This window comes from Pseudarthrobacter sp. LT1, assembly GCF_035621795.1.
In the GTDB taxonomy this organism is placed as follows: domain Bacteria; phylum Actinomycetota; class Actinomycetes; order Actinomycetales; family Micrococcaceae; genus Arthrobacter.
The window spans coordinates 487,663-506,254 of sequence record NZ_CP141830.1 but is presented as its reverse complement, the minus strand read 5'-3'; the positions used below and the strand labels follow the sequence as shown (position 1 = coordinate 506,254).

Annotated in this window: 21 protein-coding genes; 9 read left to right on the top strand and 12 right to left on the bottom strand. The window is 66.6% G+C overall.

Annotated features, from left to right (window positions below):
* Positions 1–36 precede the first annotated feature (36 nt).
* The gene (locus tag VIK36_RS02460; RefSeq protein WP_324643948.1) at positions 37–1,077 is read left to right on the top strand and encodes an NAD-dependent epimerase/dehydratase family protein; all 1,041 of its coding nucleotides are present in this window, start codon (positions 37–39) and stop codon (positions 1,075–1,077) included.
* Positions 1,078–1,139: 62 nt separating this feature from the next.
* On the opposite strand, the gene ccmD is transcribed toward VIK36_RS02460, so the two are convergent.
* A complete protein-coding gene (ccmD, locus tag VIK36_RS02455) occupies positions 1,140–1,877 on the bottom strand; it encodes a heme exporter protein CcmD (RefSeq protein ID WP_324643947.1) in 738 nt (245 codons plus the stop codon).
* A gap of 185 nt (positions 1,878–2,062) precedes the next feature.
* Here ccmD and VIK36_RS02450 point away from each other — a divergent pair, with 185 nt between their 5' ends.
* From VIK36_RS02450 to VIK36_RS02430, 5 genes are all read left to right on the top strand, one after another.
* Positions 2,063–3,031 carry a hypothetical protein gene (locus VIK36_RS02450; RefSeq protein ID WP_324643946.1) on the top strand — a complete coding sequence of 323 codons (969 nt, stop codon included), beginning with the start codon at positions 2,063–2,065 and terminating at the stop codon, positions 3,029–3,031.
* Positions 3,031–3,462 carry a phage holin family protein gene (locus VIK36_RS02445; RefSeq protein ID WP_324643945.1) on the top strand — a complete coding sequence of 144 codons (432 nt, stop codon included), beginning with the start codon at positions 3,031–3,033 and terminating at the stop codon, positions 3,460–3,462. Before VIK36_RS02450 ends, VIK36_RS02445 begins: the two co-directional genes overlap by 1 nt.
* Positions 3,459–4,121, top strand: a complete 663-nt coding sequence (locus VIK36_RS02440; protein WP_324643944.1) for a DUF3618 domain-containing protein — start codon at positions 3,459–3,461, stop codon at positions 4,119–4,121. The genes VIK36_RS02445 and VIK36_RS02440 overlap by 4 nt, the downstream gene beginning before the upstream one ends.
* Before the next feature lie 104 nt (positions 4,122–4,225).
* Positions 4,226–5,455: a YihY/virulence factor BrkB family protein gene (locus VIK36_RS02435; RefSeq protein ID WP_324643943.1), complete on the top strand. Its 1,230-nt coding sequence runs from the start codon at positions 4,226–4,228 to the stop codon at positions 5,453–5,455.
* A 385-nt stretch (positions 5,456–5,840) separates the two neighbouring features.
* Complete coding sequence (locus VIK36_RS02430) at positions 5,841–6,098, top strand: hypothetical protein (protein ID WP_255174225.1); 258 nt, start codon at positions 5,841–5,843, stop codon at positions 6,096–6,098.
* Positions 6,099–6,261: 163 nt separating this feature from the next.
* Here VIK36_RS02430 and VIK36_RS02425 read toward each other — a convergent pair whose 3' ends face one another.
* The 5 genes from VIK36_RS02425 to VIK36_RS02405 all read right to left on the bottom strand — a co-directional run bounded on the left by VIK36_RS02425 (position 6,262) and on the right by VIK36_RS02405 (position 10,643).
* On the bottom strand, positions 6,262–7,059 hold the full coding sequence (locus tag VIK36_RS02425) for a glycosyltransferase (RefSeq protein ID WP_324643942.1): 798 nt from the start codon (positions 7,057–7,059) through the stop codon (positions 6,262–6,264).
* Positions 7,056–8,432, bottom strand: coding sequence for a bifunctional PIG-L family deacetylase/class I SAM-dependent methyltransferase (locus VIK36_RS02420; protein ID WP_324643941.1), 1,377 nt, complete (start codon positions 8,430–8,432; stop codon positions 7,056–7,058). Before VIK36_RS02420 ends, VIK36_RS02425 begins: the two co-directional genes overlap by 4 nt.
* A complete protein-coding gene (locus VIK36_RS02415; RefSeq protein ID WP_324643940.1) occupies positions 8,426–9,556 on the bottom strand; it encodes a hypothetical protein in 1,131 nt (376 codons plus the stop codon). The genes VIK36_RS02420 and VIK36_RS02415 overlap by 7 nt, the downstream gene beginning before the upstream one ends.
* Before the next feature lie 9 nt (positions 9,557–9,565).
* Positions 9,566–10,258 carry an O-methyltransferase gene (locus VIK36_RS02410; RefSeq protein WP_324643939.1) on the bottom strand — a complete coding sequence of 231 codons (693 nt, stop codon included), beginning with the start codon at positions 10,256–10,258 and terminating at the stop codon, positions 9,566–9,568.
* A gap of 61 nt (positions 10,259–10,319) precedes the next feature.
* Positions 10,320–10,643, bottom strand: coding sequence for a thiamine-binding protein (locus VIK36_RS02405; protein WP_159630320.1), 324 nt, complete (start codon positions 10,641–10,643; stop codon positions 10,320–10,322).
* Between the two features lie 123 nt (positions 10,644–10,766).
* Here VIK36_RS02405 and VIK36_RS02400 point away from each other — a divergent pair, with 123 nt between their 5' ends.
* Both VIK36_RS02400 and VIK36_RS02395 read left to right on the top strand, forming a co-directional pair.
* Positions 10,767–11,423 carry a helix-turn-helix domain-containing protein gene (locus tag VIK36_RS02400; RefSeq protein WP_324643938.1) on the top strand — a complete coding sequence of 219 codons (657 nt, stop codon included), beginning with the start codon at positions 10,767–10,769 and terminating at the stop codon, positions 11,421–11,423.
* 210 nt (positions 11,424–11,633) lie between these two features.
* Complete coding sequence (locus tag VIK36_RS02395; RefSeq protein ID WP_324643937.1) at positions 11,634–11,858, top strand: hypothetical protein; 225 nt, start codon at positions 11,634–11,636, stop codon at positions 11,856–11,858.
* 124 nt (positions 11,859–11,982) lie between these two features.
* Here the strand turns inward: VIK36_RS02395 and VIK36_RS02390 are convergent, their stop codons facing one another.
* From VIK36_RS02390 to VIK36_RS02365, 6 genes are all read right to left on the bottom strand, one after another.
* The gene (locus tag VIK36_RS02390) at positions 11,983–12,390 is read right to left on the bottom strand and encodes a hypothetical protein (protein WP_324643936.1); all 408 of its coding nucleotides are present in this window, start codon (positions 12,388–12,390) and stop codon (positions 11,983–11,985) included.
* 455 nt (positions 12,391–12,845) lie between these two features.
* On the bottom strand, positions 12,846–13,157 hold the full coding sequence (locus tag VIK36_RS02385) for an AzlD domain-containing protein (RefSeq protein ID WP_255174221.1): 312 nt from the start codon (positions 13,155–13,157) through the stop codon (positions 12,846–12,848).
* The gene (locus VIK36_RS02380; protein WP_324643935.1) at positions 13,154–13,939 is read right to left on the bottom strand and encodes an AzlC family ABC transporter permease; all 786 of its coding nucleotides are present in this window, start codon (positions 13,937–13,939) and stop codon (positions 13,154–13,156) included. Before VIK36_RS02380 ends, VIK36_RS02385 begins: the two co-directional genes overlap by 4 nt.
* Positions 13,936–14,460 (bottom strand): hypothetical protein, encoded by a 525-nt coding sequence (locus VIK36_RS02375; protein WP_324645204.1) that lies wholly within the window; start codon positions 14,458–14,460, stop codon positions 13,936–13,938. The genes VIK36_RS02380 and VIK36_RS02375 overlap by 4 nt, the downstream gene beginning before the upstream one ends.
* Positions 14,461–14,650: 190 nt before the next feature.
* Positions 14,651–16,072 carry a CoA transferase gene (locus tag VIK36_RS02370; RefSeq protein WP_324643934.1) on the bottom strand — a complete coding sequence of 474 codons (1,422 nt, stop codon included), beginning with the start codon at positions 16,070–16,072 and terminating at the stop codon, positions 14,651–14,653.
* A gap of 7 nt (positions 16,073–16,079) precedes the next feature.
* Positions 16,080–16,979, bottom strand: coding sequence for a glycerophosphodiester phosphodiesterase (locus VIK36_RS02365; RefSeq protein WP_255174218.1), 900 nt, complete (start codon positions 16,977–16,979; stop codon positions 16,080–16,082).
* Between the two features lie 49 nt (positions 16,980–17,028).
* Here VIK36_RS02365 and VIK36_RS02360 point away from each other — a divergent pair, with 49 nt between their 5' ends.
* Positions 17,029–18,390 (top strand): DUF445 domain-containing protein, encoded by a 1,362-nt coding sequence (locus VIK36_RS02360; protein WP_324643933.1) that lies wholly within the window; start codon positions 17,029–17,031, stop codon positions 18,388–18,390.
* The last annotated feature ends 202 nt before the right edge of the window (positions 18,391–18,592 follow it).

Genomic DNA, 18,592 nt, shown 5'->3' with positions numbered 1-18,592 from the left:
AACGGCAACCGGACCAACCCGCCAAGGAGTCTCGTCATGCGCATTGCCATCACCGGAGCCAGCGGAAATGCGGGAACAGCACTGCTGCGCAATCTGCAGGGCCAGCTCAAGAGAAAGCCCGGAAGCCTGGAGCTGGTGGGAATCAGCCGCAGGCTTCCCGATACGTCCCGGGAACCCTACGCCGGCGTGCAGTGGCACACCCTGGATGTGGGCCTGGAGCGGGACAAGCCACTGCTGAAAGAAGCGCTCGCCGGAGTTGACGCAGTGGTCCACCTGGCGTGGCAGATCCAGCCGAACCGCGATCTGGACCTGCTGCACCGGACCAACGTCACGGGAACAGGGAACGTCCTGGAGGCCGCCGACCAAGCGGGAGTCAAACAGGTTGTTTGCGCCTCTTCAGTGGGCGCCTACAGCAAGTCCGGCAAGGACCAGCGCAGGGATGAGTCATGGCCGGCAGAAGGAATGGCCGGTTCGCACTACAGCCGTCACAAGGCCGAGCAGGAAAAGCTCCTGGACGGCTTCATGGCCGAAAACCCCGGCATCGCCGTCGCACGGCTGCGGCCGGCGCTCATCTTCCAAAAAGAAGCAGGGGCTGAAATCGGCAGGTACTTCCTGGGCCGTGTCCTGTCCCGCCTGTTACCGCCCCAACCATGGCTGCCGATACTGCCGGCCCCGGACAACCTGGTCTTCCAGGCAGTCCATGCGGACGATGTCGCGGAAGCCTATTGGCGGGTGGTGGACCAGCGTGCCAGTGGAGCCTTCAACATCGCCGCCGAGCCGGTCCTCACGCCGCAGGAACTGGGACGCATCCTCGGTGCCAGGAGAATCCTCCCCATCCCCATGCGACTGCTCCACGCAGTCGTGGACCTGACATGGCGCGCGCGGGTGCAGCCCACCGATTCGGGATGGGTGGAGATGGCAGCCGGCGCCCCCATCATGGACACCAGCCGCGCGGAACGCATTTTGGCCTGGGAACCCAAAGTGTCATCGATCGATGCCGTCAAGGAAGTGCTTGCCGGCATGGGAACGGGGGAAGGAGCCAGTCCTTCCCCCGTCCTGAAGCCGCGCCGCCCCTAGGGGAAGCGCTGGACGCCGCCGCCAGAAGGGGCGGCGTCCGGCATTTTCAGATGCCCGTGCGTTCAGATTCCGGTTCGCGGCTCGTCTTCGCCGCGCCCGTCCCGCACGCCATGCCCGGCGGCAGTATCGCTGGCGCCGGCCTGGCGCCTCCGCCCTGCCTCAGGGATTCCGGTTTCGGAATTGGCGGCAGGAGCGTCATGGGGCCCGGCAAGGCCGCCGCCGGCGTCAGGAGTGTCGTAGTGGCCCCCGTGGCCGGTGTCCGCGTGTCCACCGTCGGCATACCCTGCATCCCTGCCCATGCCCGCGCCCATGTCCCGGGCTGGACCTGCGTGGGCCGGGCCCCTTCCATCACGGCTGACCTCGCGGTCCTGAATGCGCTGGGCGTCGTACCCGTCGCGGCGCTCGTCCCGCGCGTCGTGCACTACGGGGCGATCCTGCCGCCTGCCATCGGTTCCCACGTCGGGATCGAGCTCGTCCGCCTTCCGCGCGCGGCTGGCAACGTCGCCCCGCAGGGACTGGGCTTCCTGGCTGCGCTTTTCTGCTTCCTGGCGCAGCCGCGCAGCGTCAACCTTTGCCTGCTCGGCGTCGGCTCGCGCCCGGATGGCCTTGGCCTCCCGCTCGCGGGCATCAATTTCCATATTCTCGGCTTCACGCCGGATCTCGGCGGCCTTCTCCCGGTGCTCCTGGTCCCGCTTCTCCTGCATGGCTTTCCGGCGCCTTCCTCCGGCCAGGAGCAGCAGCACGATCAGTACCACCACAACAACGGCAACTACCACCCATACCCATGGAGCTGTATCCACGTTTCCCACCACTTTCCACTTCGTTGTGACCGGGCAGGCCCTCGCCATTCCGGCTGACATTTTTGGAACGGTTATAACTCGCTTAGCAAGGGTACTTACCTTTCATTAGTAATCATGCTTATCATTTTACGGCCAGTATTGCTGGTTCTTGATCAACAACCGGCCTTCTTGGAAAGAGAGCGAAGATGACAGAGAACCAATGGCCCGAGGATCCCGCCTACACGGCTCCGCCGGCCAATACAGGAATCCCTGGCGAGCGGGAGCCCGCCACCTTCCCCTCAACCGCCGCTCCCCTTGGCGGCGGCAGCCAGGCTGGTGACACCTACGGCACGTCCCGCAAGGATGCAGCCAAGGATGAAGCAGCCGATGTTGCCCGTACCGCAGCGGGGTCGGCGCAGAATGTGGCCCAGACGGCGAAGGAAGAAGCCGCGAACGTGGCGCATGAGGCGAAGGCCAACGCGCAGGACCTGCTGCACCAGGCAAAGTCCGGCCTTACCAGCCAGGCAGGCACCCAGCAGCAGAAGGCCGCGGAAGGCATCCGCAACATCTCCACCCAGCTGCACAGCATGGCCAGCGCCCCGGACCAGCAGGGCATGGCCGGCGACCTGGTCCGCCAAGCGGCAGAACGCACTTCCTCGATGGCCACCTGGCTGGAAAACCGGGAGCCGGGTGACCTCCTGAACGAGGTCCAGCGGTTCGCCCGCAACCGGCCCGGAACCTTCCTGCTCCTCGCCGCCGGCGCAGGCGTCCTCGCCGGACGCCTCACCCGCGGCCTCACCGCAGGTCCTCCCGAAACATCCACTGCCGGCACCGGTGCAGCGGGCCTGTCCGGCCAGTACTCCGGCGCCGCCTACGGCGACCAGTACAACCAGTCATACCCCGTTGCGGGCGGGACGGTTCCGCCCCCGCCGGTCCAGCTGCCCGCCCCGGCCACCACAACGGCCGGATACGACGGCGGCGCACCGGGCAGCAGCTATCCGGAGGCAGCAGGTCCGGCCAGCGGCCTGGACAGCCCTCAGCTCGTGGAAGAGCCCTGGTCAGGAAACCAGCTCTCGGACGACCCGCTCCGTGACCGCGCCCTCGCCGACGATCCCATGGCAAACGACCCCCTCACCCAGGACCGCACCCGGGGCGGCCAGACGGGTGGTCTGTGATGAGTAGTCAGATTCCGGAGCCGCCGCCCAGCGCGGCGCATGTGAAAGCGGATAACGCCTCTCTCGGTGACCTGCTCGGGGACGTAACCCGTGACCTGTCCACCCTGATGCGCCAGGAAGTGGAACTGGCCAAGGCCGAACTCAGACAATCCACCTCCCGCGCAGGCAAAGGCGCCGGCATGCTCGCCGGCGCCGGGATCGGCGGACACTTCGTCCTGCTCTTCCTCTCCCTGGCCCTGATGTGGGCCCTGGGCGCCATCATGCCCCTGGGCTGGTCCGCGCTGATCGTCGCCGTGATCTGGGCCATCATCGCCGCCGTCCTGGCCTCCATCGGCCGCAAGGAACTCAAGCAGATCAAGGGCCTGCCCCAAACCGGGGAAACCCTCTCAGAAATACCCCCAACCCTAAAACCAGGTGAGGTAAACCGATGAGCGACAACCCTGACGTCATCCGCGCAGACATAGAAGCCACCCGGGCACGCCTGGGCACCAACGTGGACGCCGTGGCCGACAAAGTCACCCCGTCCAACATCGTCCACCGCCAAACCGACAAGGTCCGCGACGCCGTGACCGGGGTGAAGGAGAAAATCATGGGAGCAGCAGACACCGCCACCACCAAAGTCCACGACACCACCGCCACCGGCGCCGGGCACACCACCAACGCCATGAACACCGCCGGCGACACCCTTCACCAGGCCTCGGACACCGTCTCCGCGAAACTCTCCGACGCCGGCCAGGCCGTCTCCCACGCCCCGGACCAGGTCAAAGCCAAAACCGCCGGCAACCCCCTGGCCGCAGGGCTCATCGCGTTCGGCGCCGGCATGCTGATCTCCTCCCTGATCCCGGCCAGCGACAAAGAACGCGAAGCCGCGGACCAACTCAAAACCGCAGCCCAGCCCCTGGCAACCCAGGTCACCGACGCCGCCAAAACCATGGCCCAGGACCTCAAGGAACCCGCCCAGGAAGCCATGGAAAACGTCAAGGCCACCGCCACCGACGCCGCCCAAAACGTCAAAACCGAAGGCCAATACGCAGCCACCGACGTCAAAGACCGCGCCACAGACGCCAAAGACAACATCCAAAACACCTGATCAGCCTACAGCGGCACCGTAAGGCAACAGTTTGATCGGCAGGCCGGCACCGCCATCCGCGGGCCGGCCTGTCCGCTTGGCCCCCTGATTGAGAGGACTTCCCCATGGCCACTCACGACGATTCCGAGACCAGCACCGCCAAGGCGGGGCAGGCTCCGGATCCAAACGATTCAAGGAAACCTGCCAGCCCGAGGGACCTGGATAAGCCTTCCTGGAAATACATCACCAAAAAGACGCTCCGGGAGTTCACCAAGGACCAGTGCCCCGATCTGGCAGCGGCCCTGACGTATTACGCCGTTCTCTCGCTGTTCCCGGCACTGCTGGCACTGGTTTCGCTCCTTGGCCTCTTTGGGGATCCGCAGAAGACCACCAACGCCTTGCTGGAAATCGTGCGCGGCTTCGCCCCGGCGGAGACGGTCAACACCATCAGCGGTCCGGTGTCGGAACTGACCAGCGCCCCGGCGGCCGGGTTCACCCTGGTGATCGGCATTGTCACCGCGCTGTGGTCGGCGTCCGGATATGTCGGAGCCTTCGGGCGGGCCATGAACCGCATTTACGAAGTGGACGAGGGGCGCGCGTTCGTAAAACTCCGCGGCACCATGCTTGGCGTCACGCTCCTGGCCGTGGTCATCGTGGCGCTGCTGGCCGGCATGCTGGTCCTCAGCGGCCCGGTTTCGGAGGCAGTGGGCGGGCTGATCGGCCTCAGCGGGCCCTTCCTCATGGTCTGGAACATTGCCAAGTGGCCGGTCATGATCGCGCTGATCATCGCCATCATTGCCGTGCTGTACTACGCCACCCCCAACGTCAAGCAGCCCAAATTCCGGTGGATGAGCATGGGGTCCGGCATTGCCCTGTTTGTCTTCCTGATCGCTTCACTGGGCTTCGGCTTCTACGTCGGCAACTTCGGCAACTACAACAAGACCTACGGTGCACTGGGCAGTGTGATCATCATGCTGCTGTGGCTGTGGATCCTGAACATGTCCCTTCTTTTCGGCGCTGAGTTCGACGCTGAGGTGGAGCGCGGCCGCGAACTCCAGGCCGGTATCAAGGCAGAGGAAACCATCCAGCTGCCGCCGAGGGACACCAAGAAAAGCGAGAAGCTGCAGAAGCAGATCGAAGAGGACATCAAGCACGGCCGTGAACTGCGGGAGCAGTATGCCTCGGAGAACGGGCAGCACGATTCCGGCGATAACCCCGACGGGCAGCCTGCGGGGAATGAACAGAACGAACTCCGGCCAGGCGAGCGGCACCGCGACAGGGTCCGCGAGAAGGTGCAGCACCGGGCCGGCAACGGGGAGCCCGACGACGGCGGCCGGCCAGGCGGGAGCGCTTAGGCAGGCAGGTGCAGCCGCTGCACAGGGGGACTAGGCAGGACCTTTGAGATGGAGGAAAATTCATCTTGAAGGTCCTGTTTGGTTTTCCCGGGATGAAGTGAAACCCGGGGTTACACGGGGTCGGCGGTGAGATGGCCTCTTCTGAGACCGAGGCCAGTCCCCCCAGTCGCCGTCGGCCCCCTCAAACCCGCCCGGCACCATTCCACCGCTGTTCGACGCGGAACTGTACAGGGTGTGACCAGCCGGGGCGCAACCTGGCCGGGTCCAACTGGACAAGCACAGAGAACTACAATAATTTCTTGATTACCTCGCCGGGATCCCCTGGAAACCGGGCAAGGCCGCTGAAGCAGACGGCGGAATCAGTGTCGACCCTTAATGAGCGGACATGCCTGCTACCCATTTTGAACAGTTTCTTGCCGAAGCAGTTGTCGCGGACAGGGAGCCCGGGCTGGGCCTCCGGCGCGACGAGCTATACGGCCTTTACACAAGCTGGTGCCTCCTGCACAAGGCAGAACTCCAGCAGCCGGAAGCTCTTTGGGAGGCCCTGCACGATGCCGGAATCAACCCGGACAGCAACAACCTCTCCATGACCGGACCAGCTGCGGCGGACTACATCGTTGCCAGCGCTCCGGACCTGGTCTGACACGAAGCGGAAGCGCCGGCTGAAGCCTGCGGCCGGGAAGGTCAGCAACGCAGTCACAGGAGATTAAGTCCCGGAACGAAGGGCTGTTGCCGTACGGCAGCAGCCCTTTTCCATGCCCCGGCAGCTCTTGGGTCAGGTGCCGCTGCTGTGACTCCGCCCGGCCCTATGGCTGCGCCAGGGCCAGGAGATACGCGGCGAACCCGTGCGGCGCCCGTCCCGCCGTCCGTCCTGATGTGAGGACCCTCGTGGTGTCGGTGGCAACGATGCCCGCGCCGCTGTCTCGAAGCCTGTGGACCAGCGCCTGGTCTTCATCGAAATCGACGCCGGGGAAACCACCTGCAGCGAGGTAGGAAGAGGCACGGACTCCAAGGTTGGCACCGTACACATGGGAGTGGTCCTCGGTGCCGGCGTGCCGCGCATGCCAGCGGGCCAACAGCTCGTGGTGCATGCCATGGGGGTCCGGCTGCACGGTGCCAAGGACAACATCGAAGCCGAGTGCAGCCAGTTCCAGTTGCCGCACCAGCCAGTGTGGCGGCACGCAGGAATCGGCATCTGTGTTGGCCAGCCAGATTCCCCGCAGGGAATGGGCCGCCGCTGCCCGGCCAGCCTGCGTACGCGTGGTTGAGTTCTCCAGCGCGGCCCTGACGCCGGCCTGCCGGCTTTTTCCCACGCTCCCGAAGCTGACGGGAAGGAGCAGGTACCGCGGATCCCCGGCAGCTGCCCGCGCGGCCACCGCTGGGGACCGGTCCGTGCAGCCGTCCAGGACAACCACCACCTGCACGGCAACCTCCGGCAGTTCCGCTTCGACCCGGTCTGCCGCGCAACTGACCGCAGTGAGCGCCCGTTCCAGGTGCTGCTCCTCGTTGTGGGCCGGAATGACGACCGCAACGTGCTGGATGCTGTTGGCGCTTTGGACGGATGGCGGCCTTGAAGCATCGTCCCCCGGACCGGCCGGCATCATTCCGTCGCCCCGCCCGGAACGACCAGGACTTCCAGCAGGAAGTCGCGTTCCTGGTAAAGCCCGGCCGTCCGCCATCCCAGTCTTTGCCGGGCCAGCGTGTGGACGGTGTCCCCGTCGAGCTCCCAGCCGGTGATGGGATGCCGCCAGTGGCACAGGAGAAGGGTTCCGCCCGGTTCCAGGGTGGCCTCCACGCGGTCCCACAGCTGGGCCAGCTCTTCAGGGGCAAGGTAGTAACCCACTTCGGAAACCACTACCAGGTCGAATGTTCCTACGGGCCAGGATCCGGGCAGGACCCGCTGCTCCACCTGCACCCCGGGTATGCCTTCCAGCCGTTGGCCGGCCCTGCGCACTGCGGTCCCGCTGGCGTCCACCGCCAGCAGGGTGCGGCAACGCGTTGCCAGTTCCGCCGTCAGCGTCCCGATGGAACAGCCCACTTCCAGGCCGCGCTCATACGATTCAGCCGGCAGGGCTGCAAGGCTGAGCGCGCGTTTGCGCCGCTCGTACCAGCTTGTGCCGTAGTTCCAGGGATCCTCCGAACCGCCATGGACGCCGTCGAAGACCAGTTCGGCGTCACTGCTGGAATGCGGCCGTCCGGACGAAGTGGGGGCGGGCGTCCAGGCGAAAACCTCGTAGCCACGCGAGAAGTGCTCCAGGAATGCCCCGCTGAGCAACGTTTCATCACCGGGAAGAGGCGACAGCGGCTGCACCTGGGTTGCGTGCTCCTCCATGGCGTGCTTCTTGGCCTTGCGCGCGGCGTCGTCCAGATGGAAGCGGACCCATTGCTGCCAGTCCTGGTCCTGGGGGGTGGCCCAGTGCCAGAACCAGATGGGGTACTCCAGGAGGGCGTGGCCGTCGCGCCGGGCCACTTCTGCCGCTGCCGCACCAAGGGCATCATGGTCACCGTGACCGTCGGCCCGGTACGGCGCCACCAGGACCAGCCGGTCCGGGGGGCCGGCCAGCCGCTGTGCAGCGTCCCGGACAGCAGTGGCGATCGCTTCCGCATGGCCGCCCAGTCCACGGTCCGGCAATCCGAGGAACGTCCACCGGTCCGCCAGGCCCAGGGCGGCCAGGGCCGCGGAAAACTCGGCCAGCCGGACGGCGGCCAGCTGCCCGGCAGTAGTGGTGGGCGAATCCGGGTGCGACCCCTCCCCCGCGGTGCACAGCAGGACTTCGACCTCGGCTCCCAGCGCCGCCAGCGAAGCCATGAGCCCCCCGGCGCCAAGAGTTTCATCGTCAGGATGGGCCGCCAGGACCACGAAGCGCATGGCCGCCAGTTCGGCCGCGTCGAGCGGCAGCTCCGGCACAGCAGCCAGTCCGCTCCGGGCCCAGGCTTCCTCGGCGGTCCCCTGGTCAGTATGCGAAAAGGTCACCACGGGCAGTCCCCCTTGAGCGCCAGCCGGCCCAGTTGGGCATCATCACGTGCGCCATGATGCTGCCGGACATACAGCGCCAGGTCCGCCATCCTTTTGGCATACGGTTCATCAAAGGCGAGTGGCTCGGGCCCCCGGTGGGAACCCACCAGGTGAAGGACACGTTCGACGGCGGCCGCAACGGTTCCGCGCACGCGCTGGGCCTCGCTCCAGGTGCTTTGGTTCCCGTCGGCACCGAGGGTGCCGTCGTCGATGCGGGCTGCCGTCCGGGCAAGGTACTGCAGGACGGCGGCGATGGTCCGGTCCACCTCGCCCAATGCCGCTAGCGCCAGCTGGTCCGGCTCCCGCCCGTTATCCGCACCCGCCAGCAGGCCGGCACGGAAATCCCGTGCCACCCCCACTGCTCCACCCAGCCAGCAGGCGGCGACGCCCATCCCGCCCCATGCAAAGCCGGGCCGGCTGTGGTACCAGCCGGTATCGCCCACCGGCGTCGCCGGCACGTGGTCGAAGCGCACGCTTCCGCTGGGGATCTCCCGGAGCCCGCGCGCAATCCACTCCGGTTCCTCACATGCCACGCCCGGGTGGCGAAGGCTGACGGCAAAAGCCGCCCTGCCGCCGTCGTCCGTATGCGCGGTGATGACGGCGCAGTCCAGCCGGCCGGCAAGTGAACACCAAGGCTTGGTTCCGGTGAGCACAATGCCGGTACTTCCGGAGCGCGCCTCAAGCCTGGCGTTGGGTGCCTCTGCGGCGAACACGCCCCACGCAGCTTCCGCGGCACCATCCGGCGCAGGATGAAAGGCCGGAAACGCCTGGCCGGCCTGGGCGAGGATAGCGACGGCGTCGAGGTGGGGCTCAAGCACCCGGGCGGCGGCAACGTCGGTGGCAGCCACGGAGGCCAGGAGCTCCCACAACACGGCGGTGCGTCCTTCACCAGGCCGCGGCCACGTCCGTCCGGCCTCGACCGCGAAGGCCAGCAGGGCCGGCACATTGCCCGCAGCACCAGCGAACGACCCAAGAAGGGAACCCCACGGAGAGAGCTCAGCGGGGGCGGAACTGAGGAGCACAGGAGTAAGTGGCGCTTGCAAATACGTCCTCCAGGAGAGATGTCCGGCGGGCACCGGACGCATCTCCACAGCTTACTTACTGTTTTGCGGGAGGATGCGCGCCAGGGCGAACCCGTCCCAGCCTTTGGAGCCGACGGTCTGGATCACGGTGGCGTCCAGCCGGGGGTGGTCGCCCAGCAGCTTGAGTGCATCGATGATCCCCGGCGCGTTGACGGGGTCCATGTCCGGGTCCAGCACCGCGCCTTCCCAGATGGTGTTGTCCAGGACCACCGCGGCACCGGGCCTGCCAAGCCTGACGGCCCAGTCCAGGTAGCGGCTGTTGTTCTGCTTGTCGGCGTCGATGAAGATGAAGTCGAACGGCTCCCGTTCCTCTTCCTCGAGGGCCGCCAAGGTCTCCAGCGCAGGGCCCAGCCGGATCTCCACCCGTTCCCCCAGGCCGGCCGCATCAATATTGGCCCACGCCACTTCCGCATGCTGGGGCAGGTACTCGCAGGTGACCAGGGTGCCGCTAGGGGGCAGGCCGCGGCCCATCCAGATGGTGCTGTAGCCAGCGAGCGTCCCTATCTCCAGGATGCGCCGGGCACCGGACAGCTGGACCAGGAGCTTCAGGAGCTTCCCCGCGTTCGGCGCCACCTCGATCGCGGGCATCCCGGCCTCCGCCGCGGCGTGGATGGCCTGTTGGACGGCACTGTCCGGATGCACCACGGTTTCCGACAGGAACTCCTCGGTGGCAATCCATTCCGGCCGGGGTTTGTGCTCGAACATTGCCACAGTTTGGCACGCGGCGTGCCGGGGGTCCAGACAATGCGGCCCCCTTGTAAGACGCTTAGGGCTCCTGCACCAGGGCATTCTCCAGGCGGTCAACCTTCGCCGTCAGCTCGCCGCTGTAGCCGGGCCTGATGTCTGCTTTGATCACCAGCGAAACACGGCTGCCGTACCGCCCCACGGCCTCGGTGGCGCGTTTTACGACGTCGAACACTTCGTCCCACTCACCTTCAATGGTGGTGAACATGGAATCCGTCTGGTTGGGCAGCCCGGACTCCCGGACGATCTTCACTGCGGCTGCAACGGCGTCGTGCACCGACGCATCGTTGGGCCTGGAACCTTCGCTGGGAACGCCTGACGGAGCAACAGAAAATGCAAGCAACATGCTCCCCAGTCTCCCATGCGTCTCCGGACACGCGCGGCGGTGACGGCTGCGGCCCGCCGTCACATAAGCGCCTACCCCGCAGTAACCGTGTTGGCCGGAGGCTCCGTTGCTACCCTTTTGGGCATGAGCCTCGCAGTCGCCCGAAAACCCCTCCGTGCCGACGCAGCGCGGAACGTGGACAAGATCATCACGGCTGCACGCCAATGCTTCCGGGAGTTCGGCCCGGAAGTACCGCTCCAGACCATCGCAACCACCGCCGGTGTGGGCCCGGCAACCCTCTTCCGCAACTTCGCGGACAAGGAAGAACTGGTGCTTGCCGCGCTCAACCGGCAGCTCCGGCTCACGGTTGACCCCGTCATGGACGGCGCCCTTGCCGATATTGACGCCGCCGCAGGCCTGTTGCGCGTCCTTGAAGCCCTGATGGGGGCCGCGAGCGACGACGCCAACCTGCTGTGTGCGGTGGCCGGCCGGCGGGAACTCCTCACCGGAATCACCGGTTCCCTGATGGAATCCATGAGCATCCTACTGGCGCGCGGCCAAGGCCAGGGAAGCCTGCGCACTGACATTTCCATGACGGACATGTTCCGGCTGCTGGCCATGCTGATCGGCGTGGTGGACACCATGGAACCCGGTTCTGATGCATGGCGCCGCCCGCTGGCGCTGGTGGAGGACGCCATCCGCACGGTCCGGCCGTCGCGCCCGCTCCCCGTGTTCGTGCCCGTGCCGCCGGCCCCGGGCATCACCACAGTGCCCGGCCAGGCCGGACCGCTGCCGGAGTAAGCCGTGCCGCCGCCGGCTGCCGTAATTCGTTGACGGCTGTTCGATGACGGCAATTTCCTGATGGCAGATGCGTTGTGGGCCAACTCCATTGTTACCAGTAAGTACGTGCAATACACTCTGAATTGGGGTTAGGCAGTCAGCCTCGGCACTTCCACGTTGGAGCTACCCCATGCACTTCGCGCCTGTCCCCCACGCCACGGCCGCACTGCAATGAACCACTCAAAGCTTCTCCACTACCTGACCGATCCCCGCGGGCCGGAGGAAGTCCTGCCTGCACTGACGGCCGGCGAGCTGGTCGAACTGCTTGATGCCCTGTACCAGAACCTGGATACCCCTGAACCCGAGTTTGGCGCGCAGGTCTGGTACGAGATGGGCGTGGAGGAAACGTGCCGCAGGTCCGTGTCACCTGACGGCGCTGCCCACGGCGTAGCTTAAACCACCGCTTGTTCCAGCTCCTGGCTGCCGGTCAACGCCGACCGGCAGCCAGGGGTCCGGCGGCCGAAAGTCTGTGGCGGCCGCCGCAGGCAGGGGGCCAGCCGGCCAGGGACTCCACTGCTGATCAGGGCTTGTCCGCGCCCTTTTCGCCGGTGCGGCTGTCCTGCTCCTGGCCGGGCTGTTCCTGGTCTGGCGTCTCATGACCGGACGGCTCATGGGCCGGGTGCTCATGTCCTTCGTGTCCGTGTCCCACGTAGCCGTGTCCGGGATGTTCATGGAACTCGTTGGGAACGTGGTCCTTCGCTTCCATCAGGTGTTGTTGGAGTTTTTCTTCCGCGTCCCGGCGCCTCCTGGCGGTATCGCGCAGCTCGCGGGTTGACTCCGAACCGCGCGGGTCAAGATAGGCTGCCCGCGACTTTGCGGACTGTTCCCCGGCCGGCACCCCGGTGCCGTGTTCTCCCCTGGCGTCCTTGCCGGTCTCATCGGTGCCGTGGCCGTCCTGCGGCTCAACAGGCCGTGACTCGTCGTCCATCTCGATTCCTCCTTTGGTGGCCGCCTGGGTGTGGGCTGCCTCTCTTCCAGTCCATCACAGATGGCACCCGGAATGGGGAGCCGCTACGAGCTGCCTGTGTCCGCCCGCTTGCAGATCTCCCGGCGCACCAAGGCTTGAAGGGCAGGCACGGACGACGACGGATCCAGGTCGAGTGCCTCCCGAAGTCTTTGGGAGAGAAGTTCCAGGTCCTCTTCCGGGACGTCCGAAAGTCCGGAAAAGCGCTTGAAGAAGCGTTTGGCAGGAAGGCCTGCCCGCCGTCGGGCGTTTTTATGGCGAAGCCTGCCCGCTAAGCCGCCCGCAGGGTGCAGCTGATTTTCCATGGTTGCCGTTCAATAGGAAATTCCATGGCCAACTGCATAAGCCGATCCCATAGTACAACCGGCACACGCCCAATAAAGTGACCTGGATCACCACTTTGACCATCAATTAGGGGATCAGTTCCAGCCCAGGATCCTCAACAGTGCCGCCGTGCCGGCTCCGGCGATCACCACCACAAGGAACGGTGCCCGGAGTACCAGGGCGATCGCGGCGGCGGCCAGCGCTCCCAGCCGGGCATCTGCGGCGAGCGCCTGGCCCGACACCACCGCGTTCACCACTGTCAGCGAGGCCAGCAGGCCGATAGTCATGGTTCCTGCGACGCGTGAGGTGCGGGGGTCCTCAAGGAATTTGGCGGGAACAAAGTAGCCCACCAGCTTCCATGCGTAGGCAAGGACGCAGGCAATAAGCAGCCAGATCCACAGAGTCATGCGCGTGCCTCCGGGTCCGTGCCGCTTCTGCGGTCCTGGTGCTTGCCGTGGCGGTCCTGGTGCTGGCCGTGGCCGTGCGTGCCGTAGGGCTCGACGTCGGGTTCGAGGCCTTCGTCGCGGCGGCCATGGCTGAACCAGCCCACCAGCGCGGCCACTACCGCGGCTACCAGGATGGGAACGCCGGGAGGCACGAAGGGAACAGCAACTACGGTCGCCACCGCACACACCACCGCGATGGCGATTGGCTCCCGGCCCTTGAGCCGGGGCCAGAGCAGCGCCAGGAAGGCGGCGACGGCAGCCCCGTCCAGCCCCCATTGCTTGGGATCGCCCAGCCCGCTTCCGGCCAGAGCACCCACAGCGGTGAAGAGGTTCCAGAGCACGTAGACGCCAATTCCGGCGGTCCAGAACCCGCGCTGCTGTTCGGCCGGGTCTGTCTGGCCCGTGCTGGTGGCAGTGGATTCGTCGATGGTGAGCTGCGCCCCGACGTACTTGCGCCAGCCCGTGGGGCGGAGCAGCGCGTTCAGCTGCATGCCATAGATGCCATTGCGCATGCCCAGGAGGGTGGCTGCGCTCATGGCCGCGAGGCCGGAGCCGCCGCCTGCCACCACCCCGATGAACGCGAACTGTGAACCGCCGCTGAAGAGGAGCAGGCTCAACACCATGGTCTGCCAGAAGTTGAGCCCGGACGTCACCGCGAGTGCCCCGAAGGACACGCCGTACAGCCCGGTGGCAATACTGATGGAGATACCCACCCTGACTGCCGGCGATGCCAGCAGCTTCACCCCTGGCCTCCGGGCTTACGGGCAGGCAGTGCACGTGTCCGGAGGCTCCAGGCCCACAGGATCAGGGGTGCCTGGAGCGGAAGCCGCACGGCGTGGATCTTCCGGCGGCGGGGTGTGCCCTGTGGTCCGTACGCCCTCACGAGGGCATCGACGTGCCCGGCCAGGAAGGCTGTGAACATCGCCGTGATGGCAGTGGCTGTCAGCTTCCGGGTGGGCGGCAGGAGAATTCCGACGGCGGCTGCGAGCTCCAGCAGGCCACTCACCGCGATCCACTCTTCCCGGGACAGGAGGGCCCACGGATGCTGGGCTGCGGCGCCTGCGCCCGTGCTGCTTAGGGGCGGGCTGCTTTGGATTGGACTGGCCTCGGTTGGCATGCCAGGGGTTGGACTGCCTTGGCTGGTATCGCCTGCGTTCGGGTCAGGCGCCGGATCCTGCCGGCAGAGGTATCCCGGAACGACGTCACGGTAGAAGCCGGGATCCCGGAAATGCTTGCCGGCGTTGGCCAGCAGAAGCGCCCCCATGGCAGCAGCGGACAGGTGCTGCAGGGCCGCACCGGGATTGGATGGGGACAGAGCGGACAGGCCCTTAGCAGCGGGGCCGGACCTGGGAGAAGACATGGAACCACTCAATCACAGCCTAAGCACCGCCCAGAAACCCGGCAGCCGGCAGGACGGCGGGGCTGCGTAGCTTCACAGCCCGGTGCAGCAAGCATCACGGCCAGGCGGGCGGCGAGCTTCCATACGCTGGTGGCGGGGACTGATAATCCAGCGGCCGCCCTGCGTCGAGCAGCGGCGGCCCAACGTACCGCAACTCCCCGAAACTGCTGTCCACAGACCGGTATTCGGGCGATGGGAGTTCCGCAGGGCTTGCTGTGGTGGTCTGATTTTCGATGCCGGCCTGGTTTTCGATGCCAGCTTTGCCTTCCGTACCGGTCAGGGAAAACAGTTCCTCCGCGGTGCGGGCCAGCGACAGGTGGGCCGCACCGCCCAACCCTGTCCGGCGGCGCGCGGCCAGAAGACGGACTGCAGCCGCAGCCACCCCGTAGCCGGTGGCATGGTCCAGCGCCTGCACCGGAAGGGCACCCGGGCGCCACCCGTCGTCGTCGTCCTCTTGGCCGTAGAGGTGCGCAATTCCACTGGCGGCCTGGACAATGCTGTCGAAGCCGCGCAGCCCGTTCCACGGCCCACTGCCGCCCCAGCTGTCCAACGTGACCACCACCAGTCCCGGGTGTGCTGCCAGCAGTTCCCGCGGGTTGAGCCCGAAGCGGTCCAGGGCGCCGTGCCGGTAGCCGGTCACCACGGCATCTGCGCCGGCCAGGAGCTGCTGGAAGTTCTGCCGGTTTGCCGCGTGCCCCAGGTCGAGTACTGCGCTGCGCTTGCCAAAGGCCGTGTCCACGAACTGGTCTTCGATCTCGGGAAAGGCGGGCGGGTCGATCCGCAGGACGTCTGCTCCGAGCGCGGCCAGCAGCCGGGTGGCGACCGGCCCTGCGATGACCCGCGTCAGGTCCAGGACCCGCACCCCGGCCAGGGGCAGGCCGTCGGCACGGTCTCCGACGCCGGTGCCGGTGCCGGACACGGTGCCAGGGCTGGTGCCGGCGTCTGTGGCCGCCCCGACATCCTGCAGTCCGAAGCCACTGGTTGTGCCGTCGGCATGCTCCACAGCGACCCAAGGCCCTGAACCGGCCGCATGGCCCATGGCCGTCGAAAGCCATTCACCGCGTGTCCGGACAGCCGCGGCAATTCCGCCGTGCCGCTGGATGGCAGCCTCAGCCTCGAGCGCGGCCATCGACTGCAGCTCCCTTTCCACGCCTTCCGTGGAGGTGGCACCCAACGCCTGCATGAGCCGCTGCTCGTGGTGCGGGTAGTTTGCGTGCAACCGGATCCAGCCGTCGGCAGTCTTCCGGAATCCGGACAGGGGCGCGAAACCCTGCGGCTTGCGCCCCGCAATCCGCAGGTGCCCGAAGGAATCGAAGGCAGCCGCCGTGAGCACAGGAGTTGTGCTGTACCGGCCAGGCGTCCGCGTGTACAGGTTCAGGGCTTCCGCGGCTGCTTCCACGGACTGCAGCGCCAGGCCTTCGACGTCGAGGGGCCCGGCCCACCACCGGGGCACTGAATACCTGCCGACGGCATCCATGCCAGCTCTACTTGCCCTGCGGCGTGGCCACGTGCAGCTGTTCAAGGACGCGGGCCGGCACGTTGGTGGTGATCTCCTGGATGCCCAGCTCCTGGCAGAAGGCCACGTCCTCCGGCGAGTCCACGGTCCACACCCTGAAGCGGCGGCCGGAGTCCAGCCAGCGCCGGACGGTGCCGGGGCGCTCACGGACGTAATCGATGCCCGGCCCGGCCATCCCCACCTCCCGGTCATCCAGGATCCGTTCGCCCTCCAGCTGGGTGGCCTTCATCAGGTTGGCAATGGCGCCGCCGGTGATTGGCCCTACCCCCAGCCCGCCACGGATCTCGTGGATGGTGAGGTCGTCCACGAGCTGGCAGATGTACTGCGGCGGGATGGTCAGGAGCAAGTGCCGGACCGAATCGGGACTGAAACTCATGAACGTCACGGCGATGTTGTCCACGGTGGAGCTTTGCGGGTCCCAGCCCTCGCTGCGGAGTACTTCCAGGACCCGGTCCTCCAGCTTCAGCTGGTAGGGGCTGGGATGCTTGAGCTCGATGGCGAGTTTCACCGGACGGCCCGCCCCGCGCAGGACGTCCAGCAATTCCGGAAGGGTAAGGAGCTGCTCGGAGCGCGCCCCGTAGGTTTCGGGAATGCGGACGCCTTTCCAGGACGAGAAGTCCAGCTGGCGCAACTCCTCCAGCGTCCGCTCAGCCACCGGGCCCGTTCCGTCCGACGTGCGGTCCAGGTTGGCGTCGTGGAGCAGGACCACGTGCTGGTCCCGGGTCAGGTGGACATCGCACTCCACCCCATCCGCCCCGTCAGCCAGAGCCTGCAGGTAAGCGGCGCGGGTGTGTTCGGCATACGTGCCGCTGGAACCGCGGTGGGCAAAGACCAGCGGCCGCTGCGGCACTGACTCGTCAATTGTCATGGACACACGGTAGCCGACCGGCCCCCGCCTTCGGGGCTAGGCTTGGCACATGCAGGTGAACTCTGAGGCAACTACTGGGCCAACCACGCAGGAAGCGCCCGCGGAGGCAGCGCGGGGGGTGCCGCCGGGCAGCAAGGTGGGTGCCGCCGTCGTAAGCCGCCAGCTTGGTGCCGGCGACGCCGAAAAGGCGGCAGCGCTGCGGAAAATGAAGCTGCTGGCGCTGAGCCTGCTGATCGCCATGGCCGTAATCTTTGTCTTCGCGTTCGCGCTGCAGAAGGACTATCCCTGGCTGCAGTACGTGCGTGCGGCCGCCGAGGGTGGCATGGTGGGCGCGCTGGCCGACTGGTTCGCCGTGACGGCGCTGTTCAAGTACCCCATGGGCATCAAGATCCCGCACACAGCGATCATTCCGCGCCGCAAGGACCAGATTGGCGCCTCCCTCGGTGAGTTCGTGGAGACCAATTTCCTCTCCGAACAGGTGGTCCAGGACAAGCTGGCCAGCGTCAATATCGCCCGCCGCGCCGGCGAATGGCTGGCAACCCCCGGTGGCGCCGACCGTGTGGCCAGGGAAGGGGCTGCGGTGATCCGCGGCGCTTTCAAGGTTTTGAATGACGACGACGTCCAGGCCGTCATCGAGGGCATGGTTCGCAAGCACCTGCTTGCTCCGCCGTGGGGGCCTCCGGTGGGCAGGCTGGCGGAGCGGGTTTTCCACGACGGGCACCACCACACGCTGGTGGACCTGTTGGTGGACCGTGCCGCGGACTGGGTGGATGACAACCACGAGACCGTGACCCGCCTGGTGTCCGACCGCTCCCCCACCTGGGTTCCGCAGTTCGTGGACGGCCTGGTGGGCGACAAGGTCTACCTCGAAATCCTCAAGTTCGTGCGCGCGGTCCAGGCCGACCCCCGCCATCAGGTGCGGCAGTCAATCGACAAGTACCTGAACGACCTTGCGCAGGACCTGCAGCATGATCCGGCGATGATTGCCCGCGCAGAGGACATCAAGGCGCAGGTGCTGGGTGACCCCGAAGTCCGCGAGCTCGCGTCCCGGACCTGGGGCACGGTCAAGAACGCGCTGCTGGGTGCCGTGGACGATCCGGACAGTGAGCTCACCATCAAGTTCAAGGCAGCGGTGCGCGATTTTGGCTCGCGCCTGGTGCAGGATCCGGAACTGGCCGGCAAGGTCAACGCCTGGATCGGCGACGCCGCGGGGTACCTGGTCCGGACCTACCGTTCGGACATCGCCGGAGTCATCACGGACACCGTGGCGCGCTGGGATGCCGAGGAAACCTCGCAGAAGATTGAGCTCCAGGTAGGCAAGGACCTGCAGTTCATCCGCATCAACGGAACTGTGGTGGGGTCCCTCGCCGGGCTGGCGATTTTTACGGTAGCGCAGCTGATTTTTGGGTAAGTCGCTCGGGGCTTTTCGCTGCGGGTAGATTTTTTCGCTGCGCACATTCCTTTTCGCGACAGGTATTAGGGGTGCGGGAAGGGACCTGCGCAGCGGGAATGCGTACGACGGCGGCACGCGCTTTTTAGGGTCAAAGCACCTTTGGCCGCGGGTGGCGTTGACGGCCTGGCGGATTGGGCAGGGGGCGGGCTCAAATGTCAGT

Coding starts and splice junctions, on each gene's coding strand:
- VIK36_RS02460 (WP_324643948.1), top strand. CDS start 37: ATGCGCATTGCCATCACCGGAGCCAGCGGAAATGCGGGAACAGCACTG.
- VIK36_RS02450 (WP_324643946.1), top strand. CDS start 2,063: ATGACAGAGAACCAATGGCCCGAGGATCCCGCCTACACGGCTCCGCCG.
- VIK36_RS02445 (WP_324643945.1), top strand. CDS start 3,031: ATGAGTAGTCAGATTCCGGAGCCGCCGCCCAGCGCGGCGCATGTGAAA.
- VIK36_RS02440 (WP_324643944.1), top strand. CDS start 3,459: ATGAGCGACAACCCTGACGTCATCCGCGCAGACATAGAAGCCACCCGG.
- VIK36_RS02435 (WP_324643943.1), top strand. CDS start 4,226: ATGGCCACTCACGACGATTCCGAGACCAGCACCGCCAAGGCGGGGCAG.
- VIK36_RS02430 (WP_255174225.1), top strand. CDS start 5,841: ATGCCTGCTACCCATTTTGAACAGTTTCTTGCCGAAGCAGTTGTCGCG.
- VIK36_RS02425 (WP_324643942.1), bottom strand. CDS start 7,059: ATGATGCCGGCCGGTCCGGGGGACGATGCTTCAAGGCCGCCATCCGTC.
- VIK36_RS02415 (WP_324643940.1), bottom strand. CDS start 9,556: ATGCGTCCGGTGCCCGCCGGACATCTCTCCTGGAGGACGTATTTGCAA.
- VIK36_RS02410 (WP_324643939.1), bottom strand. CDS start 10,258: ATGTTCGAGCACAAACCCCGGCCGGAATGGATTGCCACCGAGGAGTTC.
- VIK36_RS02405 (WP_159630320.1), bottom strand. CDS start 10,643: ATGTTGCTTGCATTTTCTGTTGCTCCGTCAGGCGTTCCCAGCGAAGGT.
- VIK36_RS02400 (WP_324643938.1), top strand. CDS start 10,767: ATGAGCCTCGCAGTCGCCCGAAAACCCCTCCGTGCCGACGCAGCGCGG.
- VIK36_RS02395 (WP_324643937.1), top strand. CDS start 11,634: ATGAACCACTCAAAGCTTCTCCACTACCTGACCGATCCCCGCGGGCCG.
- VIK36_RS02390 (WP_324643936.1), bottom strand. CDS start 12,390: ATGGACGACGAGTCACGGCCTGTTGAGCCGCAGGACGGCCACGGCACC.
- VIK36_RS02385 (WP_255174221.1), bottom strand. CDS start 13,157: ATGACTCTGTGGATCTGGCTGCTTATTGCCTGCGTCCTTGCCTACGCA.
- VIK36_RS02375 (WP_324645204.1), bottom strand. CDS start 14,460: ATGGGGGCGCTTCTGCTGGCCAACGCCGGCAAGCATTTCCGGGATCCC.
- VIK36_RS02370 (WP_324643934.1), bottom strand. CDS start 16,072: ATGGATGCCGTCGGCAGGTATTCAGTGCCCCGGTGGTGGGCCGGGCCC.
- VIK36_RS02365 (WP_255174218.1), bottom strand. CDS start 16,979: ATGACAATTGACGAGTCAGTGCCGCAGCGGCCGCTGGTCTTTGCCCAC.
- VIK36_RS02360 (WP_324643933.1), top strand. CDS start 17,029: ATGCAGGTGAACTCTGAGGCAACTACTGGGCCAACCACGCAGGAAGCG.